Below are 16870 nucleotides of genomic sequence, written 5' to 3' on the forward strand. Positions count from 1 at the left end.
TGAAGCTAGAGCCGCAGCGTCCAGCGATGCTTGCGCAAGTGCATGACGGTTCGGCTAACCGGCGCAATGTCGATGCGCCAGAACGATTTCGGTGGCCCATCCAGAGCCACCAGGATCGCCGCTCTTATCACCGCGGGATGTGTCACCGCCACCGTGTCGGCGGTCAGCGACTGCAGCCATCCGGCGATCCGGCCGATCAGGTCGACGACGGACTCGCCGCCATGGGGCGCCCGGGCGGGATCGGTCAGCCACGTCTGAAGGTCATGGTGGTCGATGTTCTCGAGGGTGGTGCCGCGCCAACGCCCGCAGTCAAGATCAGCCAGCCGGGGGTCCGTTGCTGCTTGTAGACCCAACAGCTCGGCGGTCTGCCCGGCCCGCCGCTCGGGTGCTGCCAGTTGCGTGACACGCCCGATGCCGAGCCGCCCAGCGGTTTCGGCTTGCCGGCGGCCGATATCGTTGAGCGGCTCGTCACCCGGAAACCGCCCGACCGCCATGGCATCGGTCATCGCGTGGGACACCAGGGTCAGCCTGTTGACGTGACTCACCGGCGGATCACGCGGGGATGCGCGCCGGCCGTTCCGTCCCGGCTCCCGCACCCAGCAGCCGCCCCGCCAGTGTCGAGAAGACCAGCCCGATGGTTGCCCACAGCACCACCTGGGTGCCCAGTGACACCAATCTGAATTCGTAGAGAACGTCGGCGGGGAAGCCAGGATAGCTGATCGTTCCGGCAGCGTCGCGCATCGGAGGAGGCGTCTCGTCGAAGGTCGGCAACACCAGCATGACCACCGCGGTCGCGGCGATGTAGGCACCGATGGCAGCTAGCCCGCCGTTCCACGCACCCAGCCGCGGAGCCAACCGGCCACCCAACCACACCGCGGCCAGCGCCAGCACCGCCGACGCCAGCACCATGACCAGATACCACAGGGTGCGCGAGCCGATTGTGTCCGCCTGCCCCACCGCGGGCGGGTTGGGCGGATACTTCACAAACGGGACTAGATACACCGCGATAACGGCTCCGGCGGCCAGGCGCATCGAAAGCTGTTGCGGCCCCATGCTTGCGACTCGTGGGTAAGCAGCGCAGAACAGGACGGCGAACAACGCGCCCATAGCGATGCCGAAGATCAGGACGCCGAAACCTAATCCGGCGTTGCCCTGCACGCTCCGGCTGAACAATTCGGTACCGTGCTCATGCACGCCCTGAGTGTGCGCCGCTTCGGTGCGGCCGTCCTCGTATTCGATTGCGCGGCTCACGACGGGCTCGGCGAACACCCGCGAGAACGCAAAGGCCAGGACAGCGCCCACGGCACCGGCCAGGAGTCCGCGCGCTATCAGACGCTTCTCCATGGTGTCGGAGGCAGCTCAGTGGCAGGGGAAGCCGAGCAGGTGCCTTGCGTCGTGGAAGAACTCGTGCACGTGCGAGTCGCTGCCGAAAAGCGACACCGCACCCTGGTCGAAGCCGACGAAGTAGACGGCCAGCAACGCCAGGACGGCGGTGGCCGCCAACCATAGCGCGGCGCTTACCGCCGAAACATCAACCGGCCGAGTGCGGGCTGCCTGGGAATTCGCCACGGGTGGACTCCTTCTGGGGATCTCGCGTCCCACGTCGGGTGCTGGTGACGGGCAATGGGTCTGACTATGTACAGTGGCGCGACCGTTCTGGACTCTCACCAGATTCCGTTGCCGTCGATGACAACGTCAGTGTAAACCGCCGTTGCCTGCGCGAGCAGACGTTAAAGGCCCCCATTTTGGTACAAATGGGGGCCTTTAACGTCTGCTCGCGCTACTGTGTGGCCGCTACTGCGTGGTCGGCCCCGGAGTCCCAGCGCCGTGCGCTCCGGCCTTCGCCAGATCCGGCTCGACCGGCGGCTTGCGGGTTCCGGTGAAGGTGAACACGGCGTCCTCGCCGGGACCTTGATTGTCTGAGCCGTCCCAGTTGTCGACGTCGACCGTGACTACCTGCCCCGGCCCGACCTCCTCGAAGAGGATCTTCTCCGACAGCTGGTCCTCGATCTCGCGCTGGATGGTACGTCGCAGCGGACGAGCACCCAGCACCGGGTCGAAACCACGCTTGGCCAGCAACGCCTTGGCCTTGTCGGTCAGCTCCAGCGCCATGTCCTTGCTCTTGAGCTGGCCGGCGACCCGGCCGATCATCAGGTCGACCATCTGGATGATCTCGTCGCGGGTCAGCTGGTGGAAGACGATGATGTCGTCGATGCGGTTGAGGAACTCCGGACGGAAGTGCTTCTTGAGCTCGTCGTTGACCTTCTGCTTCATCCGCTCGTAGTCGTTCTCGCCGCCACCCTTGGTGAACCCGAGGCCGACAGGCTTAGAAATATCGGATGTCCCCAAGTTCGACGTGAAGATCAGCACGGTGTTCTTGAAGTCCACCGTGCGACCCTGACCGTCGGTGAGCCGGCCGTCCTCGAGCACCTGCAACAGACTGTTGTAGATCTCCTGGTGGGCCTTCTCGATCTCGTCGAACAACACCACGGAAAACGGCTTGCGGCGCACCTTCTCGGTGAGCTGGCCACCCTCCTCGTAGCCGACATACCCGGGCGGAGCGCCGAACAGCCGCGACGCGGTGAACCGGTCGTGGAACTCACCCATGTCGATCTGGATGAGCGCGTCGTCGTCCCCGAACAAGAAGTTGGCCAACGCCTTGGACAGCTCGGTCTTACCCACACCGGAGGGGCCGGCGAAGATGAACGAGCCCGACGGGCGCTTGGGGTCTTTCAGCCCGGCGCGAGTACGCCGAATGGCTTTCGAGACGGCCTTGACGGCGTCCTCCTGGCCGATGATCCGCTTGTGCAGCTCCTCTTCCATGCGCAGCAGGCGGGTGGTCTCGGCCTCGGTGAGCTTGAACACCGGAATACCGGTCCAATTGCCCAGCACCTCGGCGATCTGCTCGTCGTCGACCTCGGCGACCACGTCGAGATCCCCAGAGCGCCACTGCTTTTCGCGCTCCGCACGCTGGGCAACGAGGGTCTTCTCCCGATCCCGCAGGCTGGCCGCCTTCTCGAAGTCCTGGGCGTCGATCGCCGATTCCTTCTCCCGGCGCGCCTCGGCGATCTTCTCGTCGAACTCGCGCAGGTCCGGCGGCGCGGTCATCCGGCGGATCCGCATCCGGGCCCCGGCCTCGTCGATCAGGTCGATCGCCTTATCCGGCAGGAACCGGTCGTTGATGTAGCGGTCGGCCAACGTCGCCGCCGCCACCATCGCGCTGTCGGTGATGGACACCCGGTGGTGGGCCTCGTAGCGGTCGCGCAGACCCTTGAGGATCTCGATGGTGTGCTCCACCGTCGGCTCGCCGACCTGCACCGGCTGGAAGCGGCGCTCCAAGGCGGCGTCCTTCTCGATGTACTTGCGGTACTCGTCGAGCGTGGTGGCGCCGATCGTCTGAAGTTCACCACGCGCGAGCTTCGGCTTCAGAATGCTGGCCGCGTCGATGGCGCCCTCGGCGGCACCGGCACCCACCAGGGTGTGCAGCTCGTCGATGAACAAGATGATGTCGCCACGGGTGTTGATCTCCTTGAGCACCTTCTTCAGGCGCTCCTCGAAGTCACCGCGGTAGCGGCTGCCGGCGACCAGCGATCCCAGGTCCAGGGTGTAGAGCTGCTTGTCCTTCAGTGTCTCGGGGACCTGGCCGTGCACGATGGCCTGGGCGAGGCCTTCGACGACGGCCGTCTTGCCGACACCGGGCTCGCCGATCAGCACCGGGTTGTTCTTGGTGCGCCGGCTCAGCACCTGCATCACCCGCTCGATTTCCTTCTCGCGGCCGATGACCGGGTCCAGCTTGCCCTCCATGGCGGCCGCCGTCAGGTTGCGGCCGAACTGGTCGAGCACCAGCGAGGTGGACGGTGTGCCAGATTCGCCACCCCGGCCACCGGTGCCTGCCTCGGCGGCTTCCTTGCCCTGGTAGCCGGACAGCAACTGGATCACCTGCTGACGCACCCGGGTCAACTCGGCGCCCAGCTTCACCAGAACCTGAGCCGCCACACCCTCACCCTCGCGGATGAGGCCCAGCAGAATGTGCTCGGTGCCGATGTAGTTGTGGCCCAGTTGCAGCGCCTCGCGCAGGCTCAGCTCGAGGACCTTCTTGGCCCGCGGAGTGAACGGGATGTGCCCGGACGGCGCCTGCTGTCCCTGGCCGATGATCTCTTCGACCTGGCTGCGGACCCCTTCCAGCGAGATACCCAGCGACTCCAGCGACTTGGCGGCGACACCCTCGCCTTCGTGAATAAGACCCAACAGAATGTGCTCGGTGCCGATGTAGTTGTGGTTCAGCATCCGGGCCTCTTCTTGCGCCAGGACGACGACCCGGCGGGCACGGTCGGTAAATCGTTCGAACATCGGCGGTTACCTGCTCTCCTCATCGGTACATTGGTCGGCCCCGAACTAGTCCAGCTCGGCCCCGCGTACCTGCTGTCCACTGTAATGGTCGGCCCGCCAGGGTTCATAACCTTGCGGTGCCTAGCGGTTCCGGACCGTAACGCGCCGTCGCGTCCGAGCCGGCCTTCGTCCTCTTACAACAGAACCGCACCACGTTAACGAGGAAAATGCCCGTCGCGTTTCCGACACGGTCCGGTGGCTGGTTACGCCCCCAGCGAACACCGGACCTGGAAAAGACCCAAGCGGAAGCCCGAGCGAAAAGCTCGAGAGAAGACAAGAAAGACGCAGCGCGGCGCCCGGGCCGGAGCCCGGGCGCCGGTGAGGCGATTGCTAGGTCGCGGCGTGGAACGCGTCGATGACGTCAGCCGGGATGCGGCCGCGAGTCGACACATTGTGTCCATTGCGACGCGCCCATTCGCGGATCGCGGCGCTTTGTTCGCGGTCGATCGCGCCGCGGCCACGCCCGGTGCCCGAACGCCCGCGCCGGCGACCGCCGACACGACGGCCGGCCTCAACCCATTGCTTCAAGTCACCGCGTAGTTTCGCGGCATTCTTAGAAGAAAGGTCAATCTCATAGGTCACCCCGTCAAGCCCGAATTCGACGGTTTCGTCGGCGGCGCCGGAACCGTCGAAATCGTCGACCAAGGTGACGGTTACTTTCTTCGCCATTGGCTTACCCTCGCATTTCTTCCCGTGCAGTTACTGTGCAGGATGGATAGACTCCCCGCTCACCAATCTGCCATAAGAACGGGAAATACTCAATCTGGACACATCGTCGGGCAGTTCAGTTGGAGTGCGGTCGAACAATCGGGAACAAAACTGTCTCCCTAATTGACAGCCCGGTCAAAGACATCAACAACCGATCGATACCCATTCCCGTTCCAGTACACGGCGGCATCCCATACTCCAGGGCGGCCAGAAAATCCTCGTCGAGCAGCATCGCCTCGTCGTCGCCGGCGGCCGCTTCGCGCGCCTGGTCAGCGAGTCTATCCCGCTGCACCACCGGATCGTTTAATTCAGAGTATCCGGTGGCCAGTTCCACTCCGTGCAGGTAGAGGTCCCACTTCTCGGTTACTCCGGCGATACTGCGGTGCTGGCGGGTCAATGGAGTTGTCTCGACCGGAAAATCCTTGACAAATGTGGGCGCCGTCAACGCGTTGCCCACGGTGAGCTCCCACAGTTCCTCGACGAGTTTGCCGTGACGGTAGCCACACTTGGCAAGAATCTCTTCATCGAGTCGGCGCGCGATGTCAGCTAACCGATCGACCGAGGTCTGCGGTGTGATCTCTTCCCCGAGCGCCCCCGACAGGGAGGAATACATCTGGATAGTTGCCCATTCTCCGTCGATGTCGTAGACACTGCCGTCGGGCATCGGAAGTTGTCGGGTGCCGATCGCCTCGTCGGCTACCTCTTGAATAAGCTCCCTGGTGACCACCGCGGAATCGTCATACGTGCCATAGGTCTGGTAGGTCTCCAACATCGAGAATTCCGGGGAATGTGTAGAATCGGCGCCTTCGTTTCGGAACACCCGATTTAGTTCGAAGACCTTGTCGAAGCCCCCGACTATGCAACGCTTGAGGAACAGTTCGGGCGCGATGCGAAGGTAAAGGTCGATGTCGAGGGCGTTGGAATGGGTGACGAACGGCCGGGCCGCCGCGCCGCCGGCCAGCGTCTGCAACATGGGCGTCTCGACCTCGACGAAGCCGCGGCGTTCCAGCGCATTGCGCAACGCCCGGATGACGGCAATGCGCTGCCGGGCCACTTCTCGCGCCTGCGGACGGACGATCAGGTCGACATAGCGCTGCCGAACCCGCGCCTCCTCACTCATCTCCTTGTGCGCGACCGGCAGCGGCCGCAGCGATTTGGCGGCCATCCGCCAGGAATCGGCGAGGACCGACAACTCACCGCGGCGTGAGCTGATCACGGTGCCGTGCACGTACACGATGTCGCCCAGATCGACATCGGCTTTCCAGGAATCGAGCGTTTCCTGGCCGACCTTTTCGAGGCTGATCATCACCTGCAGGCGGGTGCCGTCGCCGTCCTGCAGTGTCGCGAAGCACAACTTTCCGGTGTTGCGCGCGAAGACCACCCGCCCCGCGACACCGACGACGTCGTCGGTCGCGGTGTCGACCGGCAGATCAGCGTGGGCGGCGCGGACCTCGGCCAAAGTATGGGTGCGGTCGATAGCAACCGGGTAGGGGTCATGCCCATCTGCCAATAGCCGAGCACGCTTGTCCCGACGGATCCGGAACTGCTCGGGAATGTCTGTCTCGGCCGAGTCCACGACGAGCCAGCTTAAGGGGTCGAGTCCGCGATCACGGCAGCGAGCCTGCGCTGGCGGCGTGAATGCCGGGCCCGCGGCGCGCGCTGTACGCAGGCTCGCTGCGGGTTCTAGCGCGCGCTCTTCAGGCGGCCGCCCTGGGCGTCGCGGTTTCGTTCAAAGACAAGCCGCAGACCATGCAGGGTCAGGTACTGGTCGTGATGATCGACGGTGTGCAGCTCCGGCAGCAGCAGCGGCGCGGTATGCCCGGTGGCCACCACCGCGATGTCGTCGTCGGCGGAGAAACCCTTGACGTCTTCGCGGATGCGTCCGACCAGGCCGTCGACCAGCCCGGCGAAACCGAACACCGCGCCGGCCTGCATGCACTCCACGGTGTTCTTGCCAACGACCGAGCGCGGCCGGGTCAGCTCGACGCGGCGCAGGGCCGCCGAGCGGGCCGCCGCAGCGTCGGACGACACCTGCACGCCGGGCGCGATAGCGCCGCCGAGGAATTCACCCTTGGCCGACACCACGTCCACGCAGATCGATGAACCGAAATCCACGACGATGGCGGCCTTACCGAACTTGTGGTGCGCCGCCAGACAGTTGACGATCCGGTCGGCGCCCACTTCTTTGGGATTGTCGACCAGCAGCGGGATACCCGTGCGCACCCCCGGTTCGATCAGCACGTGCGGGACCGCCGGCCAGTACTGGTCGAGCATGATGCGCACCTCGTGCAGCACCGAGGGCACCGTGGACAGCCCGGCGGCGCCGGTGAGCCGCTCGGAGTCCTCGCCGATCAAGCCGTCGATGGTGAGCGCCAATTCGTCGGCGGTGACTTCGGATTCAGTGCGTATCCGCCACTGCTGCACCACTTTTGCGTGCTGCTTGGCTCCGGACAGCAGGCCGACGACGGTATGGGTGTTGCGGACGTCGATGGCCAGCAGCACGGCTACCGTACACCCATCCGCGGGTTCAGCAGCTCGGCTGCGTCGGGTATGTCGAAGGGCACATACGCCGGATCGCTGCCCAGGTCGACCTGTTTGTTCCCGGCGTCGACGAACACGATCCGCGGTTGGTAGGCGCGCGCCTCGGCATCCTCCATGGTCCCGTAGGCAATCAGGATGACCAGGTCGCCCGGGTGGACCAGATGAGCGGCAGCACCGTTGATTCCGATGACGCCGCTGCCGCGCTCGCCGGTGATCGCATAGGTGACCAGGCGGGCGCCGTTGTCAATGTCGACGATGGTCACTTGTTCACCCTCGAGCAGATCGGCGGCCTCCATCAGATCGGCGTCGATGGTGACCGACCCGACGTAATGCAAGTCGGCCTGCGTCACCGTCGCGCGATGGATCTTCGACTTCAGCATTGTCCGTAACATCAATTCCTCCAAGGTGATTGGGCATATCGTGCCCGGGGTTCGTCCGGCCCGATGGTGCCGGCGACATTTCCGATCTGGATTTCCACGTTGTCCAGCAGTCTGGTGGCGCCGACGCGCGCGGCAACCAGCAGCCGGGCAGATCCGCTAGCGGGCGCCGGGCCGAGCCCGGTGTCGCGCAACTCTACATAGTCGACCGCAATCCTGGGTGCGGCGTCGAGCACCGCGCGAGCCGCGTCCACCGCGGCGCGGGCACCGGCGCCGGACAATGCAGCCGCATGGGCGCCTGCCGTCAGCGCCGCCGACAGCGCCACCGCCGCTTCCCGCTGGGCCGGGTCCAGGTAGCGGTTGCGCGACGACATCGCCAGCCCGTCGGCCTCCCGCACGGTCGGCACGCCCACCACCTGGACGTCGACATTCAGGTCGGCGACCAGCTGCCGGATGAGCACAAGCTGCTGGTAGTCCTTCTCGCCGAAGTAGGCGCGGTCGGGCCGCACGATCTGCAGCAGTTTGAGCACCACGGTCAGCACCCCGGCGAAATGGCCCGGCCGGGCGCTGCCTTCGAGCTCGACACCCAGCGGGCCGGGTTGCACCGTGGTACGCATCCCGTCGGGGTACATCCCCGCGGCCGTCGGCGCGAACACGATCTCCACCCCTTCGGCACGCAGCTGCGCCACATCGTCCTCGAGGGTGCGGGGGTAAGCGTCCAGGTCCTCGCCGGCGCCGAATTGCAGCGGGTTGACGAATATCGACACCACCACCACCGCGCCGGGTGTCCTCTTGGCCGCCCGCACCAGCGCAAGATGGCCGTCGTGCAGCGCGCCCATGGTGGGCACCAGCATCACTCGCCGGCCGGTGTGACGCAGTGCCCGGCAGACGTCGCTGACCTCACGCGGCACCGAATACCGATTGAGTTCGCCCGGCTTGAACGTGGTCTTGTTACGCATCGTCATCGCGCCAGCACCTCGACAACCGCCTCGGGCGCATGCGCCCGCTGCGCGGTCCGCAGCGCGTTCACCCGATAGGCGTGGGCCAGTTGCGGGTCGGCGTCGATCAGCGCGGCCAGATGCCCGGCGACCGCCGCCGCATCACCCCGAGCGATCGGCCCGGTCAGCGCGGCCTGCCCGCGCTGCAGCGTGTTCTCCAGCGCCGCGCGGGCCAGCGGTCCGATGATGCGTTCGGCGATCCCGCCCGGCTGGTCGTCGACGCACTGCTGGCCCAGCAGTTCGTCGCCGCGCAGTGCGGCACGCAACGCCTCCAGGGCGTCGGCGAGCACCGTCACGATGTGATTGCTCGCATGGGCCAGCGCCGCGTGGTAGAGGATGCGGCTGTCCTCGCGGACGCTGAACGGCTCCCCACCCATTTCCAGGACCAGCGATTGTGCGATCGCATACCCGACGCCGTCGGCCGCGGTGATCCCGAAGCAGGTATCCGGCAGTCTGCTGATGTCCTCGTCGGAACCGGTGAACGTCATCGCCGGGTGAATGGCCAGCGGTATGCAGCCCTGCCCGGTCAGCGGTGCCAGAATCGCGATCCCGTTGGCCCCCGACGTGTGCGCCACCAGCGTCCCCGGTCGCACCGCCGAGGTGGCTGCCAGTCCGGATACCAGACCCGCGAGTTCGCTGTCGGGCACCGCCAGCACCAGCAGCTCAGCCGCGGCAGCGACCTCCGGCGGCGACAGTACCGGGGTATCGGGCAGCCGGCGCTCGGCCCGTTGCAGCGACGCATGCGAGACGGCGCTGCATGCCACCACAACGTGGTCGGCGCGCTCCAGCGCGGCCCCTAACGCGGTGCCTACCCGGCCGGCGGAGATGATCCCCACCTTGAGCCTGGCCGGGCGCAATCCGTCGAACTGCACCATCGCAGACGACCTCACAGGTTTCTTTCGTGCGTTCCAGTCCCTTGGCTGAGCGGGTACCGGACGGTCACTCAAACTGTAGTCGATCAGCTGCCGCGACGGCGACGCCGACCACCGCCCGACGGCTGGACCTGCAGCCGGGCCAGCAGGTCGGCGACCGATTGGCCGGTCTGCGAGTCAGAGCCGTGGCCTCCCGGCTCCGGCTCCGGGCCGCGATGACGGGCCGCCGGTTCCGGAAGCGGCGGCGCGGCAAGGCGGGGTGGCGGCGCGTCTGTCGGACGCATGGGCGGCGATGGTGGTGCCGGGGCCTGCGGACGCGGGGGCGGGGCGGCAGACGGAGGTGGAGCAGCAACGGACGGCACCCCCGATCCTGCAACGTCGGCCCTGGGGACGGCTCCCAGACTCCCCACGCCATGGTCGCGGTATTCCGTCGAATGACGAGGTCGTGATCGGCGACCACCGTAGTCTCGGGGCACCTCGACATGGCCCAGCCTGACGTCACCCTGATCTTCCTCGGGGCCGGAATGCCGGTAACGCCGTCGGCGTCCCGACGGCTGGACGGGCGGCATGGTGGTGGGTTCGGCGGACGCCCAGTGGGTGCCGGGTGTCCCGGGCGGCATCCACGCACCGTCGGCGGCGACGGGTTCCCACGACGGTTCCGGTTGCGGCGCGGGCGACGGACGCGGCGGCCGGTGACGAGGCTCATAGTGCGGACCGGGCCGCTCAGGCGCGGTTTCATAGCTTTGGGGGCTTTGGGGACTTTGGGGGCTTTGGCGACTTTGGGGGCTTTGGGGGCTTTGGCGGCTTTCGTAACGCGGCCCGACCCGCTCGGCCGGATGTTGCTGCCCTGCAGACTCGCCGGGCGGCGGCAATGTGCCCACTGGGGGGACATCTTGGTCGTCGTATGGGGGCATCCCCACCTCGGGAACGTCGATGATCGCTTCCTCGGCGCGGTTGACTGCATCCCCCGGGCGAACCACCGCAACCCGGTCGATCGACACCCAGTCGGCGGCCGGGCTCTGTCCATTCTGGAGGCGGTCGGCCACGGCACGCGAGCGGCGTGTCTCTGTCGTGGCCGCCTTATCCAGCGGCTCTAACGCTGGACGGTGTTCGAAGTCCGTGTCGAACAAGATCTCCAGACTGGTCCGCAGCGCAGCCAATTCCGCCCGCAGCGCAGCCACCTCGTCGGCAGCCGCGCCGCGCAGCTCGATGGCCAGCTCGCGGCGCAGCTGTGACTCCACCGTCAGCTCATATTCATGTCGAGCCGAGATTTCGCGGTCCAACTGCAAGTCGTAAACCAGCTTCAGGTCACGAGCCCGTGCCTGCTCCGCGTCGGCTTGCCGCCGATACAGCACCGACACGAAGGCACCGGCGACGGCGGCCCACAGCGCCAGAATTACCGCGAGCTTGAGCAGTTCCACGCGATTGGTGAAAACCAGTGCCGAACTGGCCGCAATCGCAAGGACCAGCAACGTTGTCAGGAGCACCCAACCCGGCCTGCGGCCGCCGCGCCGGACCCGGGCGCCGCGGGACAGAACGGTCATGGCCTGACTGTACCCGCGCGCGTCGCTCCGCGTGTCGCGCCGGTCCGGCGATTCGCCAGGCGATTCAGCGACGCCGCCAGCAACGTCGGCGAGGGATGCGTGCCCCCGGTCAGGTTTGGGCACCCTCGCCGCCCTCGGTGGGATCCGGCGGCGACTTGCAGCAATGTTGCAGCCACAGCGCGGCAACCACCAGAGCCAACGCGCTGCCGGCCGCCACCACGGTGCCGGTGGTGTCTTCGACAGCAACCCGCTGCCATGACCGCCGCGGCAGCAGGTAACCGAATACCCCGATCCACCAGCCCAGGACCAGGGCACCCACCCAGGCCGACGCCTTGGCGATCAGCAGACTGCGGGCCACCGCGAGCGGGTGCAGGCGGCCGGGTCCGTCGCCGATCTCGCCGTCACCGATCTTGGTCCGGATGTAGCGAGCCCACAGCGCCTCAGCTATGGCAACGCCGAGCAGCGACAGTCCGGTCCACACCGTGATCGGCGGAAACCAGCGAAACAACGCCATGGCCAGCAGATAGCCCACCACCGCGGCCGCGATCACCGCGGCCGTCAGATCGCGCTTGCGGGTAGGGCCCATCAGCTTTCCAGCGTCAGCGGCGTCAGCCGCACACTGGCCCGATCCGCGGGCTCCAGCTCAGCCAGCAGGTCGGCGACGGAGCGCGGCCCATCCTGCAGCGGCATGTGCGCCGCCGGATCGACGTCCAGCCACGGAACCATCACAAAAGCGCGCAGATGTGCCAGCGGGTGCGGCAGCGTCAGATCGCGGTCGGCCGAGAACACGTCCACCCGGCCGGACGCGGTGAGCTCGGAGCAGGTGACCAGGTCGACGTCCAGCGTCCGCGGACCCCAGCGCTCGCCGCGCGCTCGCCCCGCGGCCCGCTCCAACTCGTGGGCCCGGCACAGCCACGCGTGGCAATCTCGTCCTGGATCGTCGGCAATGAGCACCGCGTTGAGAAACGGCTGCTGCTCAACGCCTCCCCACGGGTCCGTCTCGTACACGCGGGACGCGACGACCAACGCCTCACCGAGGCCGTCGACCACCGACCGAAGATGCGCCAGCCGGTCACCGAGGTTCGAGCCGATCGACAGCACCACGCGCGTCATACGGCCCCGCCCGCGGGCACCACCGAACCGCGGCCGCCGCGCCGCGATCGGCGCGTCACCACCGCCACGTCGGCGAACGGCAGCGGGATAGGGGCCTGCGGCTTGTGTACGACCACCTCGACGGCGTGCACGCGCTCGTCTTCCATCACCTCGTCGGCGATCTCGGCGCCGACCGTTTCGATCAGGTCGCGCGGTGTCCCGCCCACGATCTCGCTGGCCCGCTGCGCCAGCCTGACGTAGTCGTACGTGTCGGACAGATCGTCGCTGCGGGCGGCGTCCATCAGATCGATCCACATGGTGATGTCGACGATGAACCGCTGACCGGCCACCCGCTCGTGTTCGTAGACCCCATGCCGGCCGTGAACAATCAAGCCGCGCAGCTCAATTCGGTCAGCCATCGCGTCCGGTCCCTTCACTTCGCCGCCATGCTTCGACAACCTTGAGGGCATCGGCCGATGCCCGCACATCGTGTACCCGCACACCCCAGGCGCCGTGCACGGCTGCCAGCGCCGAAATCACCGCTGTGGCCGTCTCGCGACCGGCGGGCGGGCGGATCGTGCCGTCGGGCCCGGCCAACAACCTACCCAGGAAACGCTTGCGCGAGGCACCCAGCAAAACAGGAAATCCGGTGGCGACCAACTCCGGCAGGCCATGAAGAAGTGCCCAATTGTGTTGTCCTGTCTTGGCGAAACCAAGCCCCGGATCGATTACTAGCTTCGCGGGGTCGACACCGGCGGTCACTGCGTCGTCAGCGGCCGCCAGCAGCTCGGCACGCACCTGGGCCACGACATCGCCATAGTCGGGCACCTCGTGCGGGTTGGCCGCCGACACCGGCCGCCAGTGCATCAACACCCAGATCACCCCGGCTTCGGCCACCAACGGCGCCATCGCCGGGTCGGCCCGCCCGCCGGACACGTCGTTGACGATCTGCGCGCCGTTTTCCAGCGCCGCACGTGCGACGTCGGCGTGCATGGTATCAATACTGACCGTAACACCTTGTGCAGCAATCTCTTTCACTACCGGGATAACGCGGGCCGTCTCGATGCTCGGGTCGACGCGGGCCGCCCCGGGCCGAGTGGACTCCCCCCCGATGTCGACGATCTGCGCCCCGTCGGCTACCAGCGCCAAACCATGCTCGACGGCACTGCCGGCATCGAGGTAACGCCCGCCGTCCGAGAACGAGTCGTCGGTGACATTGACGACACCCATCACCTGCACGGGCGCCGGACTCACTTACGCAGGATGAGATCGAGCGCTTCGGCTCGAGATGCGGCGTTGGTTTTGAAGGCCCCACGCACCGCTGAGGTCGTCGTGACCGCGCCGGGCTTGCGAACCCCGCGCATCGCCATGCACAGATGCTCGGCCTCGACGACCACGATCACACCCCGTGGTTCCAGCTTCTTGACCAGGGCGTCGGCGATCTGGCTGGTCAGCCGCTCCTGTACCTGCGGCCGCTTGGCATAAAGGTCCACCAGCCGCGCGATCTTCGACAGCCCGGTGACCCGGCCGTCGGTGCCCGGGATATAGCCGACATGGGCCACACCGTGGAACGACACCAGGTGGTGTTCGCACGTTGAGTACAGCGGTATCTGCTTGACCAACACCAGCTCGTCATGATCTTCGTCGAACATGGCGTTGAGCACCGCGTCCGGGTCGGTGTAGAGCCCGGCGAAGATCTCACGATAGGCACGCGCGACTCGCGCCGGGGTTTCCCGCAAACCTTCGCGCTCCGGATTCTCGCCGACCGCGTACAGCAATTCGCGTACGGCTGCCTCGGCGCGCGACTGGTCGAAAACCCCGGGGATGGACGGCTTGGGGCGAGAATCCAGCTGCGTCATGGGAATCCTTCGTTTGGTCAGCCGTGGGCTGACGGATTGGACTGGCTAACGTCCCTATTCTGCTGCTCGGACGGCTCGTCGGGGTCCGGTTCGGATTGATCCGGCGGCCGGTAACCCGGGGCCGGCTGCGGTCGACTGGCCGACGGCGGTGGTGGCCATCCCGGAGCGTGCCAGTCGGCGGGCGCACCATAGTCGGGCTGGTAGGCCGAGCGGTCGCGGTCTGCACCGTTGGCGCCGCCACCGGTTCCTGATTGGGCAGCTTGTGCCGCTTCGGCCGCGCGGGTAGCCCGCGCGATCGCTTGCTTGAAGGCCGGCTCTTTAAGCGGCGGCGGCCACGGCTCGCCGCGTTCCATGGCGAGTTCTCCGGGCGTTTTGATCGGCGGCTTATCAGAAGGGATCCGGCCGCCGAAATCGTCGAACATGGTCAGGCGAGGCCGTTTTTCGACGTTGGCGAAGATCGCCTCCAGCTCGGGGCGGTGCAGGGTCTCCTTTTCCAGCAGCTCACCGGCCAGCGTGTCGAGCACGTCGCGGTATTCGGTGAGGATCTCCCACGCCTCGGTGTGCGCCGCCTCGATCAGCTTGCGCACTTCCTCGTCGATTTCGCGGGCAACCTCGTGCGAGTAGTCGGACTGGGTGCCCATCGAACGGCCCAGGAACGGGTCGCCGTGCTCGGTGCCGTATTTCACGGCGCCGAGGCGGGCGCTCATGCCGTACTCGGTGACCATCGCGCGGGCCACCTTGGTCGCCTGCTCGATGTCGGACACCGCGCCGGTGGTCGGCTCGCGGAACACGAGTTCCTCGGCGGCGCGACCGCCCATCGCGAACACCAGTTGCGCGATCATCTCCGACCGGGTCCGCAAGCCCTTGTCTTCTTCGGGCACCGCGACCGCGTGCCCACCGGTGCGCCCGCGGGCCAGGATGGTCACCTTGTAGACGGGGTCGATGTCGGGCATCGCCCAGGCCGCCAGGGTGTGTCCGCCCTCGTGGTAGGCGGTGATCTTCTTCTCGTGCTCGCTGATGATCCGCCCTTTGCGGCGCGGCCCACCGATCACCCGGTCGACGGCTTCTTCCAGCGCGGGACCGGTGATGACGGTGCCGTTCTCCCGGGCGGTCAGCAGCGCCGCCTCGTTGATGACGTTGGCCAGGTCGGCGCCGGTCATGCCGACGGTCCGCTTGGCCAGCCCATCGAGGTCGGCGTCCGGGCCGATCGGCTTGCCCTTGGAATGCACTTGGAGCACCGCGCGGCGACCCGCCAGGTCCGGATTGGTCACCGGGATCTGCCGGTCGAAGCGGCCCGGCCGCAGTAGTGCCGGGTCCAGGATGTCGGGCCGGTTGGTGGCCGCGATGAGAATGACCCCGGCACGCGGGTCGAAGCCGTCCATCTCGACCAGCAGCTGGTTGAGCGTCTGCTCGCGCTCGTCGTGGCCGCCGCCCAGGCCGGCGCCGCGCTGGCGACCCACCGCGTCGATCTCGTCGACGAAGATGATGCAGGGGTTGTTCTGTTTGGCCTGATCGAATAGGTCCCTGACGCGCGAGGCGCCGACACCGACGAACATCTCGACGAAGTCCGAGCCGGAGATGGTGAAGAACGGCACTCCGGCCTCACCCGCGACGGCGCGGGCCAGCAGCGTCTTGCCCGTTCCGGGAGGACCGTACAGCAGCACGCCCCTGGGGATCTTGGCGCCGAGCGCCTGGTAGCGGCCGGGGTTCTGCAGAAAGTCTTTGATCTCGTAGAGCTCCTCGACGGCTTCATCGACGCCGGCAACGTCGGCGAACGTCGTCTTGGGCATGTCTTTGTTGAGCATCTTGGCCCGGGATTTGCCGAAACCGAAGCCCATCCGGGCACCGCCCTGCATGCGGGAGAACATCACGAACAACCCCACCAGCAGCAGCAGCGGAAGCACATAGACCAGCAGCTCACCCAGGATGCTGCCCTGGTTGACGACGGTGCTGACCTTGGCGTTCTTCGCGGTCAGCGCGTTGAAGAGGTCGACGGCGTAGCCGGTGGGGTATTTGGTGATGACCTTGTCGGATCCATCGGTGTCGTTGTTGGCCTTCTTCAGGGTCAGCCGCAGCTGCTGCTCACGGTCGTCGATCTGCGCGCTCTTGACGTTGTCGCTGTTGATCTGCGCCACCGCCACTGAGGTGTCGACGGGCTTGTAGCCCCGGGTGTCGTCGCTGAAATAGAAGAACGACCAGCCCAGCAGCACCACGACGGCGATCGCCGTGAGGGTGCGGATCACGTTTTTTCGGTTCATCGATCATCGGCCGTGCCGGCCAGGTCCTTCCGGATTCGCGCAGCTAGAAATGTCAAGGTTACCGCCCCGTGGCGATCGCAAGCCCAGCTCGGTTGGTTCCACGCTGGGCGCAGCGGGTCGCCACCATCGTTCCCGTGGCGATCGCAAGCCCAGCTCGGTTGGTTCCAAGCTGGGCGCAGCGGGTCGCCACCATCGTTCCCGTGGCGATCGCAAGCCCAGCTCGGTTGGTTCC

17 protein-coding genes are annotated in these 16870 nt (G+C 66.8%); all 17 read right to left on the reverse strand.

The genetic code is table 11. From position 1 onward, the window contains the following. Positions 1-5: 5 nt before the first annotated feature. On the reverse strand, positions 6-545 hold the full coding sequence (locus tag EET13_RS26150; protein WP_122445015.1) for a histidine phosphatase family protein: 540 nt from the start codon (positions 543-545) through the stop codon (positions 6-8). Positions 546-552: 7 nt separating this feature from the next. Continuing rightward, positions 553-1344, reverse strand: coding sequence for a CbtA family protein (locus tag EET13_RS26155; RefSeq protein ID WP_122444977.1), 792 nt, complete (start codon positions 1342-1344; stop codon positions 553-555). A gap of 15 nt (positions 1345-1359) precedes the next feature. Further along, entirely contained in the window at positions 1360-1569 is a 210-nt protein-coding gene (locus EET13_RS26160; RefSeq protein ID WP_122444978.1) for a CbtB domain-containing protein, read from the reverse strand. A 225-nt stretch (positions 1570-1794) separates the two neighbouring features. Then, positions 1795-4350, reverse strand: a complete 2556-nt coding sequence (gene clpC1 / locus EET13_RS26165) for an ATP-dependent protease ATP-binding subunit ClpC (protein ID WP_122444979.1) — start codon at positions 4348-4350, stop codon at positions 1795-1797. Positions 4351-4719: 369 nt separating this feature from the next. After that, positions 4720-5058 carry a histone-like nucleoid-structuring protein Lsr2 gene (gene lsr2, locus EET13_RS26170; protein WP_063466417.1) on the reverse strand — a complete coding sequence of 113 codons (339 nt, stop codon included), beginning with the start codon at positions 5056-5058 and terminating at the stop codon, positions 4720-4722. Positions 5059-5173: 115 nt separating this feature from the next. Continuing rightward, positions 5174-6673, reverse strand: a complete 1500-nt coding sequence (gene lysS, locus EET13_RS26175) for a lysine--tRNA ligase (RefSeq protein WP_122444980.1) — start codon at positions 6671-6673, stop codon at positions 5174-5176. A 107-nt stretch (positions 6674-6780) separates the two neighbouring features. Next, the gene (locus EET13_RS26180; protein ID WP_122444981.1) at positions 6781-7599 is read right to left on the reverse strand and encodes a type III pantothenate kinase; all 819 of its coding nucleotides are present in this window, start codon (positions 7597-7599) and stop codon (positions 6781-6783) included. A 2-nt stretch (positions 7600-7601) separates the two neighbouring features. Continuing rightward, positions 7602-8030 (reverse strand): aspartate 1-decarboxylase, encoded by a 429-nt coding sequence (gene panD, locus EET13_RS26185; protein WP_122444982.1) that lies wholly within the window; start codon positions 8028-8030, stop codon positions 7602-7604. After that, positions 8030-8974 (reverse strand): pantoate--beta-alanine ligase, encoded by a 945-nt coding sequence (gene panC, locus EET13_RS26190; protein WP_425293732.1) that lies wholly within the window; start codon positions 8972-8974, stop codon positions 8030-8032. The genes panD and panC overlap by 1 nt, the downstream gene beginning before the upstream one ends. Before the next feature lie 2 nt (positions 8975-8976). Continuing rightward, positions 8977-9888 carry a Rossmann-like and DUF2520 domain-containing protein gene (locus EET13_RS26195; protein WP_122444984.1) on the reverse strand — a complete coding sequence of 304 codons (912 nt, stop codon included), beginning with the start codon at positions 9886-9888 and terminating at the stop codon, positions 8977-8979. A gap of 83 nt (positions 9889-9971) precedes the next feature. Beyond that, entirely contained in the window at positions 9972-11429 is a 1458-nt protein-coding gene (locus EET13_RS26200) for a DUF6779 domain-containing protein (protein ID WP_122444985.1), read from the reverse strand. 109 nt (positions 11430-11538) lie between these two features. Beyond that, complete coding sequence (locus EET13_RS26205; RefSeq protein WP_122444986.1) at positions 11539-12015, reverse strand: DUF3180 domain-containing protein; 477 nt, start codon at positions 12013-12015, stop codon at positions 11539-11541. After that, a complete protein-coding gene (folK, locus tag EET13_RS26210; RefSeq protein ID WP_122444987.1) occupies positions 12015-12542 on the reverse strand; it encodes a 2-amino-4-hydroxy-6-hydroxymethyldihydropteridine diphosphokinase in 528 nt (175 codons plus the stop codon). Before folK ends, EET13_RS26205 begins: the two co-directional genes overlap by 1 nt. Then, entirely contained in the window at positions 12539-12940 is a 402-nt protein-coding gene (gene folB, locus EET13_RS26215; RefSeq protein ID WP_122444988.1) for a dihydroneopterin aldolase, read from the reverse strand. Before folB ends, folK begins: the two co-directional genes overlap by 4 nt. Beyond that, a complete protein-coding gene (gene folP / locus EET13_RS26220) occupies positions 12933-13775 on the reverse strand; it encodes a dihydropteroate synthase (protein WP_122444989.1) in 843 nt (280 codons plus the stop codon). The genes folB and folP overlap by 8 nt, the downstream gene beginning before the upstream one ends. Beyond that, positions 13772-14380 (reverse strand): GTP cyclohydrolase I FolE, encoded by a 609-nt coding sequence (folE, locus tag EET13_RS26225; protein WP_122444990.1) that lies wholly within the window; start codon positions 14378-14380, stop codon positions 13772-13774. Before folE ends, folP begins: the two co-directional genes overlap by 4 nt. A gap of 17 nt (positions 14381-14397) precedes the next feature. Beyond that, a complete protein-coding gene (gene ftsH / locus EET13_RS26230) occupies positions 14398-16638 on the reverse strand; it encodes an ATP-dependent zinc metalloprotease FtsH (protein WP_122444991.1) in 2241 nt (746 codons plus the stop codon). Positions 16639-16870: the final 232 nt, after the last annotated feature.

Source organism: Mycobacterium attenuatum, assembly GCF_900566085.1.
GTDB classification, from domain to species: Bacteria; Actinomycetota; Actinomycetes; order Mycobacteriales; family Mycobacteriaceae; genus Mycobacterium; species Mycobacterium attenuatum.